The 16,070-nt window shown below is 45.8% G+C and carries 19 protein-coding genes, 1 pseudogene and 1 other annotated feature; all 20 genes and pseudogenes read left to right on the top strand.

Going from position 1 to position 16,070, the window contains the following annotated elements; translation table 11 throughout:
- Positions 1-2: 2 nt before the first annotated feature.
- The 20 genes and pseudogenes from ACNFN4_RS02025 (at position 3) to rpmA (ending at position 15,777) form a co-directional block, all read left to right on the top strand.
- Entirely contained in the window at positions 3-1,721 is a 1,719-nt protein-coding gene (locus tag ACNFN4_RS02025) for a phage tail spike protein (RefSeq protein WP_448199971.1), read from the top strand.
- A gap of 32 nt (positions 1,722-1,753) precedes the next feature.
- Entirely contained in the window at positions 1,754-4,318 is a 2,565-nt protein-coding gene (locus ACNFN4_RS02030) for a peptidase G2 autoproteolytic cleavage domain-containing protein (protein ID WP_448199972.1), read from the top strand.
- 12 nt (positions 4,319-4,330) lie between these two features.
- Complete coding sequence (locus ACNFN4_RS02035; RefSeq protein WP_448199973.1) at positions 4,331-5,467, top strand: phage baseplate upper protein; 1,137 nt, start codon at positions 4,331-4,333, stop codon at positions 5,465-5,467.
- On the top strand, positions 5,464-5,826 hold the full coding sequence (locus tag ACNFN4_RS02040; RefSeq protein WP_421726836.1) for a hypothetical protein: 363 nt from the start codon (positions 5,464-5,466) through the stop codon (positions 5,824-5,826). Before ACNFN4_RS02035 ends, ACNFN4_RS02040 begins: the two co-directional genes overlap by 4 nt.
- Positions 5,823-6,011, top strand: coding sequence for an XkdX family protein (locus tag ACNFN4_RS02045; RefSeq protein ID WP_043867136.1), 189 nt, complete (start codon positions 5,823-5,825; stop codon positions 6,009-6,011). The genes ACNFN4_RS02040 and ACNFN4_RS02045 overlap by 4 nt, the downstream gene beginning before the upstream one ends.
- 46 nt (positions 6,012-6,057) lie before the next feature.
- Positions 6,058-6,270 carry a BhlA/UviB family holin-like peptide gene (locus tag ACNFN4_RS02050; protein ID WP_046559637.1) on the top strand — a complete coding sequence of 71 codons (213 nt, stop codon included), beginning with the start codon at positions 6,058-6,060 and terminating at the stop codon, positions 6,268-6,270.
- Positions 6,271-6,284: 14 nt separating this feature from the next.
- Positions 6,285-6,548, top strand: a complete 264-nt coding sequence (locus tag ACNFN4_RS02055; protein WP_102422300.1) for a phage holin — start codon at positions 6,285-6,287, stop codon at positions 6,546-6,548.
- Positions 6,549-6,603: 55 nt separating this feature from the next.
- A complete protein-coding gene (locus ACNFN4_RS02060; RefSeq protein ID WP_448199974.1) occupies positions 6,604-7,539 on the top strand; it encodes an N-acetylmuramoyl-L-alanine amidase in 936 nt (311 codons plus the stop codon).
- Positions 7,540-7,975: 436 nt separating this feature from the next.
- Positions 7,976-8,218 (top strand): helix-turn-helix domain-containing protein, encoded by a 243-nt coding sequence (locus tag ACNFN4_RS02065; protein ID WP_119001867.1) that lies wholly within the window; start codon positions 7,976-7,978, stop codon positions 8,216-8,218.
- A gap of 317 nt (positions 8,219-8,535) precedes the next feature.
- Positions 8,536-8,838: pseudogene (gene radC, locus ACNFN4_RS02070) on the top strand (RadC family protein); the annotation flags it as partial.
- Positions 8,839-8,929: 91 nt separating this feature from the next.
- Positions 8,930-9,943, top strand: coding sequence for a cell shape-determining protein MreB (gene mreB / locus ACNFN4_RS02075; RefSeq protein ID WP_003152647.1), 1,014 nt, complete (start codon positions 8,930-8,932; stop codon positions 9,941-9,943).
- A gap of 30 nt (positions 9,944-9,973) precedes the next feature.
- Complete coding sequence (gene mreC, locus ACNFN4_RS02080) at positions 9,974-10,837, top strand: rod shape-determining protein MreC (protein WP_007408166.1); 864 nt, start codon at positions 9,974-9,976, stop codon at positions 10,835-10,837.
- Positions 10,834-11,352 (top strand): rod shape-determining protein MreD, encoded by a 519-nt coding sequence (gene mreD / locus ACNFN4_RS02085; protein WP_003152650.1) that lies wholly within the window; start codon positions 10,834-10,836, stop codon positions 11,350-11,352. Before mreC ends, mreD begins: the two co-directional genes overlap by 4 nt.
- Before the next feature lie 53 nt (positions 11,353-11,405).
- Positions 11,406-12,086: a septum site-determining protein MinC gene (minC, locus tag ACNFN4_RS02090; RefSeq protein ID WP_003152653.1), complete on the top strand. Its 681-nt coding sequence runs from the start codon at positions 11,406-11,408 to the stop codon at positions 12,084-12,086.
- Between the two features lie 2 nt (positions 12,087-12,088).
- Positions 12,089-12,892, top strand: a complete 804-nt coding sequence (minD, locus tag ACNFN4_RS02095; RefSeq protein WP_003152655.1) for a septum site-determining protein MinD — start codon at positions 12,089-12,091, stop codon at positions 12,890-12,892.
- Positions 12,893-13,019: 127 nt separating this feature from the next.
- Entirely contained in the window at positions 13,020-13,823 is an 804-nt protein-coding gene (locus ACNFN4_RS02100; RefSeq protein WP_017418246.1) for a M23 family metallopeptidase, read from the top strand.
- Positions 13,816-14,682 (top strand): M50 family metallopeptidase, encoded by an 867-nt coding sequence (locus ACNFN4_RS02105; RefSeq protein WP_017418245.1) that lies wholly within the window; start codon positions 13,816-13,818, stop codon positions 14,680-14,682. The genes ACNFN4_RS02100 and ACNFN4_RS02105 overlap by 8 nt, the downstream gene beginning before the upstream one ends.
- Positions 14,683-14,740: 58 nt before the next feature.
- Positions 14,741-14,814, top strand: a sequence feature (ribosomal protein L21 leader region).
- Between the two features lie 13 nt (positions 14,815-14,827).
- The gene (gene rplU, locus ACNFN4_RS02110; protein WP_003152660.1) at positions 14,828-15,136 is read left to right on the top strand and encodes a 50S ribosomal protein L21; all 309 of its coding nucleotides are present in this window, start codon (positions 14,828-14,830) and stop codon (positions 15,134-15,136) included.
- Between the two features lie 2 nt (positions 15,137-15,138).
- Positions 15,139-15,480, top strand: coding sequence for a ribosomal-processing cysteine protease Prp (locus ACNFN4_RS02115; protein ID WP_012118103.1), 342 nt, complete (start codon positions 15,139-15,141; stop codon positions 15,478-15,480).
- A 12-nt stretch (positions 15,481-15,492) separates the two neighbouring features.
- The gene (rpmA, locus tag ACNFN4_RS02120; protein ID WP_003152662.1) at positions 15,493-15,777 is read left to right on the top strand and encodes a 50S ribosomal protein L27; all 285 of its coding nucleotides are present in this window, start codon (positions 15,493-15,495) and stop codon (positions 15,775-15,777) included.
- Positions 15,778-16,070: the final 293 nt, after the last annotated feature.

Here is a 16,070-nt window from a genome sequence, read left to right on the forward strand (position 1 = left end):
AGATGGCAAACGCAGATTTTATAAATGAGATTGCAGCAGATGCACAGAGGGTTTATAAGAAATACAATATTCTTGCCTCTCTAATCATCGCGCAAGGATGTCTGGAAAGTGCCTGGGGGAGTAGTGGACTGGCTCAAGAGGGAAAGAACCTTTTCGGGATTAAGGGCACGTATAACGGAAAGTATGTCCTGATGTGGACAACGGAGTATGATAACGGCGGTTCTCCCACCCGTGTTAAGGCGAAATTCAGGAAATATCCTTCCTGGTATGAGTCGCTGCAGGATTTAGCCAAGATTTATATAAACGGGACCAGCTGGGACCCCAACCTATATAAAGCCGTCATTGGAGAGACTGACTATAAAAAGGCAACTGCGGCTGTTCAGAAAGCGGGTTATGCGACGGACCCCAATTACGCAACAAAGCTAAACAGCATCATTTTAACGTATAAGCTTACTCAATACGATAATATAGACGGCTTACCAGATGAGCCGGATAACCCGGACAATCCTGCCCCGGAGCCCAGCCCTTCCTTCCCGAGTAAAGAGTATGCAGGGAAGGACGTCACGCTCAACAAAAAGCTGCCAGCTGATGTCTATTTCCCGCAATTGCATGTGTCTTCAAAAGACGGGGAGCAGGTAGTAGAAATAACGGGCGTGTCAGTCGATCTGACAGACGACAGGACAGGGAAGAAGTCTTTTACCTTTACGATAGGTAGGACGCCGGATAACGGCATAGAATTCGATTTATTGACTACTGATAACATACTTTACCTTGATGAAAAAAAGTTCCGCCACCAAAAATATTACATTACAGACGTGGAACTCGATCAACAAAACGGGGTGTTAACAAAGACAGTAAGTGCAAGTCATATCTTTTCTGTTCTGCTGGTCAATAACCGGGTGGATGATTCAGTCACCAAGAAATTAACGATTAAAGAGGCTTTTGATATCGCTCTTAAAGGGACTGATTTTCAATACATCTTTGAAACGCCTGAAAGTGAGTTCCCAAGCGCGGAACAGGAGGGCTTTGGGGATAAAAATTCCACCGAGTTGGTGGATGAAATCATAGAGGATTACGGGCCAGAGCTTGACGTAGATAATTACAAAATTCATGTCTATAAAAAAATGGGGTCCCGTATCAACTTTACCCTGGACTCACGCTATAATATGCCGGGCATTAAGATTAAGACTAATTCTCAAAACAGCACCACGCGGGCATGGGGATATGGGGCGTTAAAAAAGGGAAGCAGTGCCGATGACAAAAACCCGAAATATGAGTTTGAGCCCATCTTATACATTCATCCCGATGAAGAAAAGTTCTTGATAGATGGAAAGCCGCGCTGGGCCGAACCCATAAAGGACGAGCGGTATAAAAAGTCCAGCCGCATGGTTTCGGCTTTAAAAAAGCATGTGAACCCGTATCCTGAAATGACCGTTGAGGCGAATTTCCAATACATTTATGAGCCGAAGCTTTTGGACATTCAGCAGGACTTCTGGAAAGGTGACACCATCCACGTGATAGCGGACACCGCCGAGGGTATCACCTATGAGGATGACGTTCGGGTACTGTCTATCAAATATGATTCTCTTAACCCGTACGGAAGTCCTGCGCTCACGTTTGCGAATTTCAGAAAAGATATTCAAGACATTGCAGTTAGCCAAGCGAAGCAAATAAGAGATCAAAAAAGATATATGGATGCATTATACAAGACGCTCATTTGAGGCGTCTTTTTATTATGGAGGGAGTGAGTGACATGGTTCAACTCATTAAAGATTACAACACGACGCGCAACTCAACATATTCGGCCCAACTGCGGAGAGATATGCAAAATATTGAAAATGTACTAAATAAAGTGGATGACGACATGAAGCGCCATCGGACAGGGGTTGCTGTTCATGATTCTTCACAAGTTACACATGATGGGTACACCGTCGAAAACCGTTTGAAAAATCTGTTTGCGCGCTTTACTAACCTTGTGCTAAATCACGACGGCCAAGATGTAAAAGAAGTCGTGGATTCCCGTGTAACGACGGATGGGGAAATTGCCGCAACATTGAAAGACAGGCTCGATAGGGAATTCAGCAAGCTTGACAGGAAAATTAAACGCGTTGTAAACGTTGATGACTTCGGGGCTGACCCAACCGGAAAAACAGACAGCACGGAGGCATTTAAGAAGGCATTCGGGACAGGTAAGGTGCAGGTCGTTATGTCAGCTGGCATTTACGTCGTGAAAGGCTTGAGAATCCCTTCCTGGGTTCGTCTGGTCGGCCAGGGAATCGGCGTTACATTCTTGATTTTGAATGATGAGACACCGGCCTCAGAATGGGTCATCACGAATGCTGACTATGAGAAAGGGAATCGAAACATTCACGTTGAAGGATTTTCAACAGACTGGAATCGAGAGCGGCAGGGAGGTTTAAGGGCGACAGGCGGACAGCATTCCACATGTGTTGCCTTTGCAAATTCAAAGTTCGTTTGGATTAAAAATATAGAAAACATGAACCCGGCACTTCACGGCATTGATATAACAGCACCAACCTATGACCATCTGCCGGATACCAAGTATACAAAAGACGGCTGCAAATATGTTTGGATTGATGGCTGCGTTAACTCAGGGTATGGGGATGACGGGATAACAACCCATTACAGTGAATATATTTTCATCTCAAACTGCCATTGCACAAACCCGACAGGCCTCGCACATGCCGCGGGAAAGGCTAATTCAAACGGTATTGAGATTGACGACGGTTCTAAACATGTGTGGTTGCTCAACAACTACACAGAAGGGAATATCCGAGGCGTTGAAGTTAAGGCGCATACTGAGTGGCCGGCTTCTCAGAATGTTCATATTCTCGGCCACGTTTCATATCGGGACGTGCGGGCCTATGATCTGCGGCATATCGGCCACCATAAAGCCGAAGACCCGGAGAGCACCACAGCATACGACGTAACGCTGACAGACTGTACCGCAATAGAGCCAGTCTTCAATGATCTATATGAAGGGATAAGCCCGCGGGCTTTGGTTGTGTCTGCTTATAAAAACGTTCAGATTGTCAATTTTACCGCGATCGGAGACCCTGACTATGATTATAAAAACGGCCCGATGGTTGCGTTTCAGTATCGCAGCAGGTACATCACAGTTAATGGAATTAAGATGAGAGGGTTCAGAAAGGCTTCGCATGACATCCGAGTGATCGGAGGCCCGCAAAAATCCGATTATGTAAAAATCTCAAACTTTGACATTCTCGACTCTGCTCCTGTAGGCATTGGTCTGGGCGGCGGTGTGTATCATACGAATCTCATAAATGGAACCCTGATCGGGAAAAACGGCTCCGCCGGGATTGAATCCCCGAACAATCAGACAACCATTGTAGGTGTAGAGACGGCCGGGTATAAAGTGTCCGCAAGATTGGCCGGCAGAGAATACAGCACTATCCCCACAAGAGTAAAAGGCGGATTTATGGGCGGCACTACTTCCGGATCAGCTCTGCATGAAGCAAGCGCCATTTTGGGAGGCACAGGCGACAACGTCGCTAAAGGTCCCGCCAATGTCCTGCTGGGTGTCCGGGGCGGATCAACAACCGAGGGGTCACGTCAAGCGCTAATAGCCGTCAATAACTGCCACACAAAAGGCGACGGCAACTCAAGGGCTATTCTTGCATCTCAGGGTGTTATCAACGATAACGGATACAGTGTCCGGGGCGGTTATGGGACAGGAAGCGCCTCAACAAAAAATACGAGATGGGAACTTGATTCGTCAGGCGGCCATATTCGCGGCACAGGGCGAGTGGAGAGCGTCTCAGATTTTAAAGACTTCGCTGAGTATTTTGAGTCTGCTGACGGCAAGAAAATTGATTCTAGTTATCTCGTTGCACTAGAAGGCGAAAAGATTCGAAAAGCGGAAAAAGAGGACAAGATTCTCGGAGTTGTTTCGGAAACTGCGGGCGTGGTGCTCGGCGGTGCTGCGTTCTATTGGAACGAGCAGTACGAAAGAAATGAATTCGGCGGGTTGGTCTACGAGACAGTTTTCCGCGGCGGAGAAGAAATCCGCATCCCTAAACTTAATCCAGACTACGACCCTTCTCTCGAATATGTGCCGCGTGACTCTCGTGACGAATGGCATGTCATCGGCTTGATCGGCCAAGTCTTTGTCAGGATTGACGACACAGTGGCCGTAGGGGATAGCGTGTCAGCAATTGGCGGGATCGCGACTAAAGCAGAAAGCGGAGGCTATGGAACTGTTATGAGAATCAAGTCCCCGTATAATGCGGAAAAAGGATACGGTGTAGCTCAAATGATCGTTACGCCGCAGCACTAAGGAGGAAAAGGAATGTACAAAACGGGGGGCGTCGCATTTGATATTAATGCGAACCGGACAAACGGGCGAACCACGAGCATTCAATTCATGACGCAGGATACGGGCAGCGCGAAGCTGTCTTTTTCTTTTACAAAAGACGGTACGCCGTTGCCTCTGTCTGCCGTAGACGCGAAAATTGTTCTATTGTATGCTGATGGGTCATTTTACAAGAAGAGCCTTACCATCACTGATAAGATGAACGGGCAGGCGGAATATGTGCTTTCAGATGAAGAGCTTAAGCATTACGGGACCGTTAAGGCTGAAATCAAACTTTATTACACAAACGGTCAGGCGCTGGCGACTTCATTTTTCACTTTCTCTATCGCCAAAACGTTAGAAGATCAGAACATCATTCCGACAGCTGACTATTACATTGACGATTTTGAAACGCTGAGAGACGGGATAAACCACATCGTCGAAGAAATCAGCCAGACCGTCGAGGAATTACAGAAGAAATTCGCCGATCTGGAATCCATTGAAACGAAAGATGGAGCACAGCAAAAGGCGGATGTTGCAGAGAAAAACGCTATGGATTATACAGATGAGCATGCAAACGATCAAGAAAAGCATGTTTCTGCAGCAGATCGGAAGGCTTGGGACGCTAAGGAAACCCCTTCGGGTGCTCAAGATAAAGTAAACCTGCACGCCAACAACACGGACATTCACGTTACGGCCGAAGATCAGGCGTATTGGGATGATATGACCCGGCAGTTCAAAGCTCATAACTACAACCAAGAACGGCACATCTCTGCAGCTGAACGGAAGACATGGAATGGGGATGCCACATATGCCAACATCATGCTGAAGAATGGAGCCGCCGCAGGGACCCGAACGCCTATATACGCAAAATGGGGGCCCCTTATCTTATTAAGAGGGCATGTTAGAACTGAACCAGAAATCATATTCGGCTCCATCCCCGCGGAATACGCACCAGCTGGCGGAGGCGTTTATACAGTTCCGTTGAGTGGGACAGGCGGCACGGCCAATTTAATCATTTATGATAATGGGGATTTAAAAATAAAATACCCGGACCCGGCTGACTCAAGTAAGATGGGCGGAGGCTATTATCTGGATGTGGTCGTGGGCTTTCAGAAAGGAGGAACAGCATGATTCAGGTGTATGAATACGATGAAAATTTTATCTTGACCAAACCTATTCCGATTGAGCCTGACGAAGAAGGCAACTATACAATCCCTAAAAATTGTACATCCGTCCAGCCTCCGTCTTTCATAAAGGCGATGTATCATCCAGCTGAGAAGACATGGACGGAAGCCGCCACCCAGGAAGAGAAAGAAGCCCTGGAAAAGCAAATTGAAAGCGGGCGGATGCCTTTTACCGTTGATGAATTGAAAGCTCAGAACGCGGCCATCACAACGCAGCTTGCGGAAGCGCAGAGCCTGGCCGAGTCACAAGCGCAAATGATTGCCAATCTTTATCTAATGCTGGCGGAGGGAGGGAAAGGGGTATGATGGATTGGTTTACAAGCGTTAAAACCATCTACGGGTGGGGGCCGCAGTATTACAGTAATGCAGACGTGGCCCGTTTTGTTGAGTGGGGAAGAATTACAGAAGATCAATATAAACAAATAACTGGCTTGACCTATCCGATGACAAAACAACCTGTCAGTGTGGATTTAGGCGGCGCCGCAAACTAACACCCCAGAGGTGTTTTTATTTTGCCCAGAGGTAGGTGAGGAATTTATGGAGATGGATATTTCACAGTATTTAATTACTCAGGGGCCCTTTGCTGTTTTGTTTTGCTGGCTCCTTTTCTATGTAATGAAAACAAGTAAGGAAAGGGAATCAAAGCTTTATGATCAAATTGACTCCCAAAATGAAGTCTTAGGGAAGTTCAGTGAAAAGTATGATGTTGTAATTGAAAAGCTCGACAAAATTGAAAGCAAAGTACAATAGGAGGAATACACAATATGAAAAAATTTGACAAAGGCACGGTCGTCCGGACGGTGCTTCTTTTAATTGCGCTTATCAACCAAACTATGCTGATGTTTGGCAAATCACCTTTGGATATTACAGAGGGTCAGGTGAATCAGCTTGCTGATGCGCTGTACACTGCCGGCTCTGTAATCTTTACTATCAGCACTACGCTTGTAGCATGGTTCAAAAACAACTATGTGACTGAAAAAGGCCATAAGCAAAGAACCGTTTTAAAACAGCACGATTTGACCAAGTAAGGGCTGCCGTCGGCGGCCTTTTTATATTTCAAAACAGAATAGGAGAAGATGAAAAATGGTGAAAATCACAAAGGACTTTATTCCAGTAGGACACAATAACAGACCGGGATACGCAATGGACCCGGCATATATCACCGTTCACAACACGGCGAACACGGCAAGAAGGGCAAACGCAGCCATGCACGCCCGTTATGAGAAAAATCCAGAAACACCCACCAGCTGGCACTTTACAGTAGATGACAAAGAGATTTATCAGCATCTGCCATTAAATGAGAACGGCTGGCACGCTGGCGACGGAAACGGCACTGGTAACCGGAAATCTATCGGTATTGAAATTTGTGAGAATAGCGACGGGGATTTTGAGAAAGCCGTGGCGAATGCTCAGTGGCTGATCAAAAAGCTCATGAAGGAGCAGGGCATTTCCCTTGCAAACGTGGTCCCTCACCAGCACTGGTCCGGCAAGTATTGTCCGCACAAGCTGCTTGATCGATGGGACTCCTTTAAGGCGGGTATAAGCGGCGCGCCATCTTCACCAGCGAAGACAGAAACAAAGACAGGCGGGGCGACGTACACCGTCAAGAAAGGCGATGCTCTTTCTGTCATTGCACAGAAAAACGGCGTAAGCATGGCCGCCCTGCAAAAGTTGAACGGTATCAAGGACCCGAATTTTATCAAAGTCGGCCAGGTATTAAAGCTGACTGGATCGGTCAGCTCTTCATCCGGTAAAAAGAAATCATCTTACACGCTGCCGTCAGGCATTTTTAAAGTGACAAGCCCATTAACTAAGGGAACGGCTGTGAAACAGATTCAGACGGCCCTGGCGGCTCTTTATTACTATCCGGACAAAGGAGCAAAGAACAACGGAATTGACGGCTATTACGGGCCAAAAACAGCAAATGCGGTCAAACGATTCCAGTCAATGTATGGCCTGACTGCTGATGGTATTTATGGGCCGAAGACAAAGGCGAAGATCGAAGCGCTTCTGAAATAATAAAAAAACCCTCTCTTTTTACCAAGGGAGGGAAATTTTTTTATATAAACTATAGACGTAAGTCTACACATATGCTATAATAAGTATATAAGGAGGTGAGGAAATGCTAGACAACATGATAAAAGTCCTTCAAATTATCTTCTACGTCGTGTCTATCGGATGGATTGCCCAACAATCAAACGATAACGAGAAGAAAAATAAGAAGGACTAACAAAGTCAGGGAAGCGAGTTGGTCGCTCGCTTCTCAATATCATTATAATCAGTCTAGCATAAAAAATGAAGAAAAACCAAAAGTTCATTTTTACACTAATTCTTTTAAGTGTGGCAGCGATAAGCATGCGCACATTTTGGACAAACTCATTTACAACGGCCATAATGGCTATTGTAGTAGCATTGACCGTTTATGCAATTCTCAAAGATATAAGGAGAAAATAACATGGAATTTCATCTAAGGGGTCGCCAGGAGGTTGAGGACTTCGTAAAAGCTGAAGTCCTCAGCACCACCGAAGTTGCTGAAATTTTGGACGTGAACAAGCAGCGCATGAGTAAATTGATTAAAGATGGGCGTATTGAGCCGGTTAAGAAGATAGGAAACACCAGCTTATTTTTGCGCCAGGACGCTGAGGCACTTAAAGGAGAACTGGCAGCAAATAAGAAATACCGCCCTCATAATGACTAAGCCCTGCTCACTAAGAGCAGGGCATTTTTTTTGTTCTTATTTGAAAATATTTCTCAGTAATTTATTGGTTGCCTTTCCTGCAGCTCTGCGGGCCATCCTTTTTCCAAGTGTCCCATTTTTGGCTGCGTTGACATCCCCCAAAATTCTCGCGGACTTGTACAGCGCCGATCTTATTTTATTTAGATTCATGGAATCCCCCTCTTTTATTTATAGCTTAAATATATATTTTTTTAAAAGCTAGAAATTTTTTTGAAACCATTTTTTCTTGGCTCCGTCTAACATACGTGGGCTTATAGAATTTTCGTATTTGTGTCAAGTTTTCATGTTTATATTTAAATACCAAAAATCAAGTCATTCATAAACGCACCGTTTTTATCGGAAGTCTGAATTCATCTATTGTCCACCCGCGGGAGGTGTTTAAAGAAGCTTTCAAACGATCCGCCGCGTCCTTCATTTGCGTTCACAATCATCCTTCAGGAGATCCTACACCGAGCAGGGAAGATATAGAGGTAACCAGGCGGCTTTTTGAGTGCGGAAATTTAATCGGCATCGAGCTGCTGGATCATTTGGTCATTGGTGACAAAAAATTTGTGAGTTTAAAGGAAAAAGGATATTTGTAACACTTTTTTTTTCGTTGATTTAAGATATAATAGATTTTATGAGTTTTTCCCTTTAGGGTATTTTTGCTTTAAGAAAGGAAGATACATACATATGTTCGGAATTGGTACAAGAGACCTTGGTATAGATTTGGGAACCGCGAATACGCTTGTGTTTGTTAAAGGTAAAGGAATCGTAGTGAGAGAGCCGTCTGTCGTTGCTCTGCAAACGGATACGAAGTCCATCGTTGCGGTCGGTAACGATGCGAAAAACATGATCGGAAGAACTCCGGGCAACGTGGTTGCGCTCCGTCCGATGAAAGACGGCGTTATCGCTGACTATGAAACAACTGCGACAATGATGAAATACTACATTAATCAGGCTGTGAAAAATAAAGGATTGTTTGCGAGAAAGCCTTACGTTATGGTATGTGTGCCGTCAGGTATTACGGCCGTTGAAGAACGGGCGGTCATCGACGCGACAAGACAAGCGGGCGCACGTGACGCTTATCCGATTGAAGAACCGTTTGCGGCAGCAATCGGCGCGAATCTTCCGGTATGGGAGCCGACGGGCAGCATGGTCGTTGATATCGGCGGCGGAACAACTGAAGTGGCGATCATTTCTTTAGGCGGCATTGTCACGTCTCAGTCAATCCGCGTAGCCGGTGACGAAATGGACGACTCAATCATCAGCTATATCAGAAAAACATATAATCTGATGATCGGTGACCGTACGGCGGAAGCTATTAAAATGGAAATCGGTTCAGCAGAAACCGGTGAAGAAAATGCGTCAATGGAAATCCGCGGCCGCGATCTTCTGACAGGTCTGCCGAAAACGATCGAAATCACGGGAACGGAAATTGCAAATGCACTGCGTGATACAGTTCTCTCAATCGTTGACGCGGTGAAGAGCACGCTTGAAAAAACACCGCCTGAGCTGGCCGCTGACATTATGGACAGAGGTATTGTATTAACAGGGGGAGGCGCCCTGCTCCGCAATCTCGACAAAGTCATCAGCGACGAAACAAAAATGCCTGTTCTTATCGCTGAAGATCCGCTGGATTGTGTTGCGATCGGCACTGGAAAAGCACTGGAGCACATCCATCTTTTCAAAGGAAAAACAAGATAATCAGGAGTTAAATAGAAGAGGTGTATCACGATGCCGAACAAACGGTTAATGCTATTACTTCTGTGTATTATCATATTGGTGGCTATGATTGGATTCTCGCTGAAGAACGGCCGTAATACCACCTGGCCTGAAAAGCTGATCGGTGATACGACGGGAGTATTTCAAAATATTTTTCACACGCCTGCCGAATATTTTGCAGGGTTCTTCGGGGACATAAAAGACCTGAAAAACACGTACAAGGAAAACGAACGCTTAAGACAAAAGCTGGACGGACAGACACAATATGAAGCGAAGCTCCAAGAACTCAAAGATGAAAACAAGAAGCTGCGTGATGAACTCGGGCATGTCAAATCAATTTCCGACTATGATCCGATTTTAGCGACCGTTATCGCCAGAAACCCTGATCAATGGTACAAGCAGATCATGATCAATAAGGGAACGAAGCAGAAAGTGGCCAAAGACATGGCTGTCACGAACGAAAAGGGTGCGCTGGTCGGGAAGATCAAAAGCAGCGGACTCAACAGTTTCACATCCGCCGTTCAGCTGCTGAGCGATGTTGACCGCAATAACAGAGTGGCCACCAAAATCTCCGGCAAAAAGGGAAGCAAAGGCTACGGTTTAATTGAAGGGTATGATAAAAAGAAACAGACACTGAAAATGACCATCCTAGAGCCGGATGAAAAACGTGAAGTGAAAAAAGGCGACCTCGTGGAGACATCCGGAACGGGCGGCGTATTTCCTCAAGGGCTGACGGTCGGGGAAGTGACCGATGTAGAATCAGATGCTTACGGCCTGACGAAAATCGCTTACGTGAAACCGGCTGCCGACCTGTACGATCTTGACCATGTCATCGTCGTGAACCGAAGCGTAGCAACAGGGGAGGAAGGATCGTGAAACGTTTCCTTCTCCCTTTGATTATGATTTTGGTCTTTTGTGCGGAAAGCATCTATACCGATCTGGTGCGTTTTCCTTTCGTTTCCGTCGAGCAGCAGGTCGTTCCGCATTTTCTTTTGCTTGCGCTGATTTTTATGTCCGCTTATATCAACCAAAAGCATGCGGTGATCTACGGTTTCATTTTCGGATTTCTTTATGACATCAATTATACGGGTGTTTTAGGCGTTTATATGTTTGGTTTTGCCGGTTTATGCTATCTGGCGGCCAAAGCGTTTAAAGTGCTGCAGACAAACGCCCTGATGGTCATTCTGGTCGCGGTGCTGAGCGTATGTGTGCTTGAATTTTACGTCTACGGCATTCAGACGTTAATCCGCAGCGGCACAATGACGTTTAACGATTTTGTCATTCAGCGGTTCTTGCCGACTGCTTTGCTGAATATTGCGGGGGCCGTTATATTAGTCCTGCCCTTCAGGCTGTTTTATATAAGTCTGAAGAAAGAATTAAGAGATGAGTAAAAAGGATTTTATCTTTTTTTGACGAAAAGAGTATGTTGTTGAGGTGAACATTGATGAAGACCAAAAAGCAGCAATATGTAACAATAAAAGGAACAAAAAACGGCTTAACATTGCATCTGGATGATGCATGTTCTTTTGATGAGCTTCTCGATGGTCTTCAAAACATGCTGTCGATTGAACAATATACTGATGGCAAAGGCCAAAAAATCAGTGTTCATATTAAACTCGGGCATCGGTATCTGTATCAGGAACAGGCAGAGCAGCTGACTGATCTGATCGCGTCAAAGAAAGATTTAGTCGTGCATTCAATTGACAGTGAAGTCATCGCCAAAGAAGAAGCGCAGCGGATGAAAGAGGAGCAGGAAATTGTTTCTGTTTCCAAAATCGTCCGTTCGGGCCAGGTGCTTCACGTGACGGGAGATTTGCTTTTAATCGGAGATGTGAATCCCGGCGGTACGATCAGAGCCGGAGGAAATATATTTGTTCTCGGTTCATTAAAAGGGATTGCCCACGCGGGTTATAACGGAAATAACCGGGCTGTGATCGCCGCATCCGAAATGATGCCGACACAATTGAGGATCAATCACGTGTTAAATCGCTCCCCAGACCACATTCAAAAAGGGAACGACATGGAATGTGCTTATTTAGATACTGACGGAAATATGGTCATTGAACGCCTTCAGCAATTGGCTCATTTAAGACCTGATCTAACAAGGCTTGAGGGAGGAATGTGAAATTGGGTGAGGCTATCGTAATAACTTCGGGAAAAGGCGGAGTAGGTAAAACAACAACATCTGCAAACCTCGGTACCGCCTTAGCCATTTTAGGGAAGCGCGTCTGTTTGGTAGACACAGATATCGGACTGCGCAACCTTGATGTCGTAATGGGTCTTGAAAACAGAATTATTTACGACTTAGTAGATGTAATTGAAGGCAGATGCAAGACGCATCAAGCGCTTGTCAAAGACAAACGTTTTGATGATCTGCTTCATTTAATGCCGGCTGCCCAGACAAGCGACAAGACGGCTGTTGTCCCTGAGCAGATCAAATCGCTTGTGCAGGAGCTTAAGCAGGAATTTGATTATGTCATTATTGATTGTCCGGCCGGAATTGAACAAGGCTATAAAAATGCCGTCTCCGGAGCTGATAAGGCGATTGTTGTGACGACGCCGGAAATATCAGCGGTGCGGGACGCTGACCGCATTATCGGACTTTTGGAGCAGGAAGATATTGAACCGCCGCGCCTTATCGTGAACCGCATCAGAAATCACCTGGTGAAAAACGGTGACACGATGGATGTGGATGAAGTTGTTCATCATCTGTCTATTGATCTCCTCGGAATCGTTGCTGACGATGATGAAGTGATCAGGGCTTCAAATATCGGCGAACCGATTGCCATGAATTCCAAAAACCGCGCCAGCATTGCGTACCGCAATATCGCCCGGCGCATTTTAGGAGAATCCGTTCCTTTGCAGGTGCTTGAAGAGCAGCAAAAAGGGATGATGGCGAAAATCAAGTCATTTTTCGGCGTGCGTTCATAATATATACCAGAATACAAAGATCTGATGAAGCCCAGCTTATCAGGTCTTTTTTGTTTTTCAAGAGCGCATATTTGCAATGGACAAGACATAGGATGTACAAACCCAACGATTGCAAAGGATGATGGCGATGAGTCACAGAGCTGATGAAATTAGAAAAAGACTGGCCAAAAGAAGAAAACAGCGGCCTGAATCAAAACGGACTTTCGTTCAAAACGCCCGAACTCAGGATTTTCCCGCGTGGCAGACGGTCAAGGAGCAGGAAAAGCACAAGCTTCTACCGGACTACGAATATCAAACGGAACACCCGCCCGAATTTAACGGACGGCATCCATTGATCAGCGCTCATTCTATTATTTTAAAATGCCTGCTGGCCGCCTGTCTCGTACTGATCTCCGCTATTGCCTATAAAACTGACAAACAGCCGTTGAGTCAGATCAAACCGGCGATCGCACAAACCTTTCAAAAGGAATTTCAGTTTGCTGCCGTAAGCAATTGGTTCGTATCTTCCTTCGGAAACCCGCTCGCTTTTCTTACGCCGGGAACGAAAAAGAAGGACGGTCAGGTGGCGGTCAGTCAGGATATGGCCGTTCCTGCCGCGGGGAAAATCCAGCAGGACTTTCAAAATAACGGAGAGGGCGTCGTCGTCGAAACCGCCAGCGAAGCCATTGACAGCGTAAAAGAAGGCTACATTATGGAAGTGAGCAAAGATAAAAAAACAGGGCTGACGGTGAAGGTGCAGCACGCCGACAATACAAGCAGCATTTACGGCCGGCTAAAAGATGTTAACGTTTCATTGTACGACTTTGTCGATAAAGGGAAAAAGATCGGTTCGATCAAGCTTAACGATAAAAGTAAAGGCCAGTACTATTTCGCGATCCAGGATGGCGATAAATTCATAGATCCGATCCAGGTGATCACTTTTGATGAATAAATGGCTCAGCCTCCTTTTCAAAGTTCATGTCCATCCTTTTCTTTGGATTATCATGGGGCTTGGTCTTATGACGGGGCACATCAAAGCGCTGCTGTGTCTTTTGCTGGTCGTATCCGTTCATGAGCTGGGGCATGCTGCTCTGGCTGTGTTTTTTTCGTGGCGCATAAAACGAATCTTTCTGCTCCCTTTCGGCGGGACGGTTGAGGTGGAGGAGCACGGAAACCGGCCGCTTAAAGAGGAATTCGCGGTCATCCTGGCAGGCCCGCTTCAGCATGTGTGGCTTCAGGCGGCAGCCTGGCTCTTTTTCATGTCAGGTTTTGCAAGTGAGCAGACATTTGAGATGTTTACCTTTTATAATCTCTCTATTCTTTTCATCAATCTTTTGCCGATCTGGCCGCTTGACGGCGGAAAGTTTGTGTTTTTATACTTCTCCAAACAAATGGCTTTTCAAAAAGCGCATCTCCTCAGCCTGCAGACATCGGCCGTTTCCGCGCTTTTGCTCTGCTGCTGGATTGTGCTGGCCGTCCCCCTTCAGGTCAGTGCATGGGTGCTGTTCGTCTTTCTCGCCGCTTCTTTATGGGATGAATACCGGAAGCGGCACTATATTCAGCTGAGGTTTCTTTTGGAGAGATACTACGGCAAAAACCGCGATGTTGCCATGCTGCATCCTTTGACGGTCGCGGCCGATGCCAAAGTAAAGCATGTCATGGCCGAATTCAAACGGGGATGCAAGCACCCCATTATCGTTGAAAAAGCCGGCGAAAAGCTCAGCCAGCTCGATGAAAATGAAGTGCTTCATGCGTATTTTGCCGATAAACGGACAGATTCCTCTATGGAAGACCTGCTGCTGCCTTACTAGAAATAGATTGACATATCCTTTTGGTTCTGATATATTTTTTAATGTTATGGATGTAGCACCAATGCTACAACCGCTCGGGACAGGTGATAAGAGCTTTAAAGCCCCCTGTTGCTGGCGAGTCTTAGTCTAATAGGAGGTGCAGAGAATGTACGCAATCATTAAAACAGGCGGAAAACAAATCAAAGTTGAAGAAGGTCAAACTGTTTACATCGAAAAACTTGCTGCTGAAGCAGGTGAAACAGTGACGTTTGAAGACGTATTGTTTGTTGGCGGAGACAGCGTGAAAGTCGGCAACCCAACAGTTGCAGGCGCGACAGTTACAGCTAAAGTTGAAAAACAAGGCCGTGCGAAAAAAATCACTGTTTTCCGTTACAAGCCAAAGAAAAATGTTCATAAAAAACAAGGTCATCGTCAGCCTTATACTAAATTGACAATCGAAAAAATCAACGCGTAAGCATGATTGAGGCAACAATTCGAAGATCCCGGAATGACGGGGGCATTTTGTCCTTTGAAATGACGGGACATGCCGATTTTGCTGAACATGGACGAGATCTCGTATGCGCCGGGGTCACGGCTGTCGTTTTCGGAGCGGTCAATGCGGTTATCGCGCTGGCTCCTCTCGAACCGATTCTTGATATAGGCGAGGACGGGGGTTATTTCTACTTTGAATTCCCTGAAGCCGCTGATCAGGAAGCTTTGCAAAAAGCGCAGCTGCTGATTGAAGGCATGATTGTTTCTCTTGAAACGATCGAGCGGGATTACAGTGAACACTTACGGTTGACTGCAAACCAAATATAGGAGGTGAGTTACATGCTTAGATTAGATCTTCAGTTTTTCGCTTCTAAAAAAGGTGTAGGTTCTACAAAGAACGGACGTGACTCTGAATCTAAACGTTTAGGCGCTAAACGTGCAGACGGTCAATTCGTAACAGGCGGATCTATCCTTTACCGTCAACGCGGAACGAAAATCTACCCAGGTGAAAACGTGGGCCGCGGAGGAGATGACACTCTTTTTGCTAAAATCGACGGAACTGTTAAATTCGAACGTTTCGGCCGTGACCGCAAAAAAGTGAGCGTATATCCTGTAGCTCAATAATGACACAAAAAACTCCGGTCGTTGACTGGAGTTTTTTTTGCAGTAAGCGGAGTAACATCAAGAATGAAAAGCAGAGGATGCGTGAGTGAACCCCGCCTTGAATGAGGACATCAGCTTCCCATACCCACTGGATATGTTCCCCAAGCAGTGATACCAAAAATGTTTCTGCCTGGCATCCGCATAGTATGCGATCCGAAAAAGGAACATGATGAACCAGGAAAAACAAGTGTTTTTTTAACAAAGCCTTCTCTGTTATAATTCATAGTACACACTTATCAAGACTCCTAAAAAGA

This window comes from Bacillus sp. N1(2025) (assembly GCF_053470005.1).

Bases quoted from the DNA above. Each gene is read 5' to 3' on its own strand.
- ACNFN4_RS02025 (WP_448199971.1), top strand. From the start codon at position 3: ATGGCAAACGCAGATTTTATAAATGAGATTGCAGCAGATGCACAGAGG.
- ACNFN4_RS02030 (WP_448199972.1), top strand. From the start codon at position 1,754: ATGGTTCAACTCATTAAAGATTACAACACGACGCGCAACTCAACATAT.
- ACNFN4_RS02035 (WP_448199973.1), top strand. From the start codon at position 4,331: ATGTACAAAACGGGGGGCGTCGCATTTGATATTAATGCGAACCGGACA.
- ACNFN4_RS02040 (WP_421726836.1), top strand. From the start codon at position 5,464: ATGATTCAGGTGTATGAATACGATGAAAATTTTATCTTGACCAAACCT.
- ACNFN4_RS02045 (WP_043867136.1), top strand. From the start codon at position 5,823: ATGATGGATTGGTTTACAAGCGTTAAAACCATCTACGGGTGGGGGCCG.
- ACNFN4_RS02050 (WP_046559637.1), top strand. From the start codon at position 6,058: ATGGAGATGGATATTTCACAGTATTTAATTACTCAGGGGCCCTTTGCT.
- ACNFN4_RS02055 (WP_102422300.1), top strand. From the start codon at position 6,285: ATGAAAAAATTTGACAAAGGCACGGTCGTCCGGACGGTGCTTCTTTTA.
- ACNFN4_RS02060 (WP_448199974.1), top strand. From the start codon at position 6,604: ATGGTGAAAATCACAAAGGACTTTATTCCAGTAGGACACAATAACAGA.
- ACNFN4_RS02065 (WP_119001867.1), top strand. From the start codon at position 7,976: ATGGAATTTCATCTAAGGGGTCGCCAGGAGGTTGAGGACTTCGTAAAA.
- mreB (WP_003152647.1), top strand. From the start codon at position 8,930: ATGTTCGGAATTGGTACAAGAGACCTTGGTATAGATTTGGGAACCGCG.
- mreC (WP_007408166.1), top strand. From the start codon at position 9,974: ATGCCGAACAAACGGTTAATGCTATTACTTCTGTGTATTATCATATTG.
- minC (WP_003152653.1), top strand. From the start codon at position 11,406: ATGAAGACCAAAAAGCAGCAATATGTAACAATAAAAGGAACAAAAAAC.
- ACNFN4_RS02100 (WP_017418246.1), top strand. From the start codon at position 13,020: ATGAGTCACAGAGCTGATGAAATTAGAAAAAGACTGGCCAAAAGAAGA.
- ACNFN4_RS02105 (WP_017418245.1), top strand. From the start codon at position 13,816: ATGAATAAATGGCTCAGCCTCCTTTTCAAAGTTCATGTCCATCCTTTT.
- rplU (WP_003152660.1), top strand. From the start codon at position 14,828: ATGTACGCAATCATTAAAACAGGCGGAAAACAAATCAAAGTTGAAGAA.
- ACNFN4_RS02115 (WP_012118103.1), top strand. From the start codon at position 15,139: ATGATTGAGGCAACAATTCGAAGATCCCGGAATGACGGGGGCATTTTG.
- rpmA (WP_003152662.1), top strand. From the start codon at position 15,493: ATGCTTAGATTAGATCTTCAGTTTTTCGCTTCTAAAAAAGGTGTAGGT.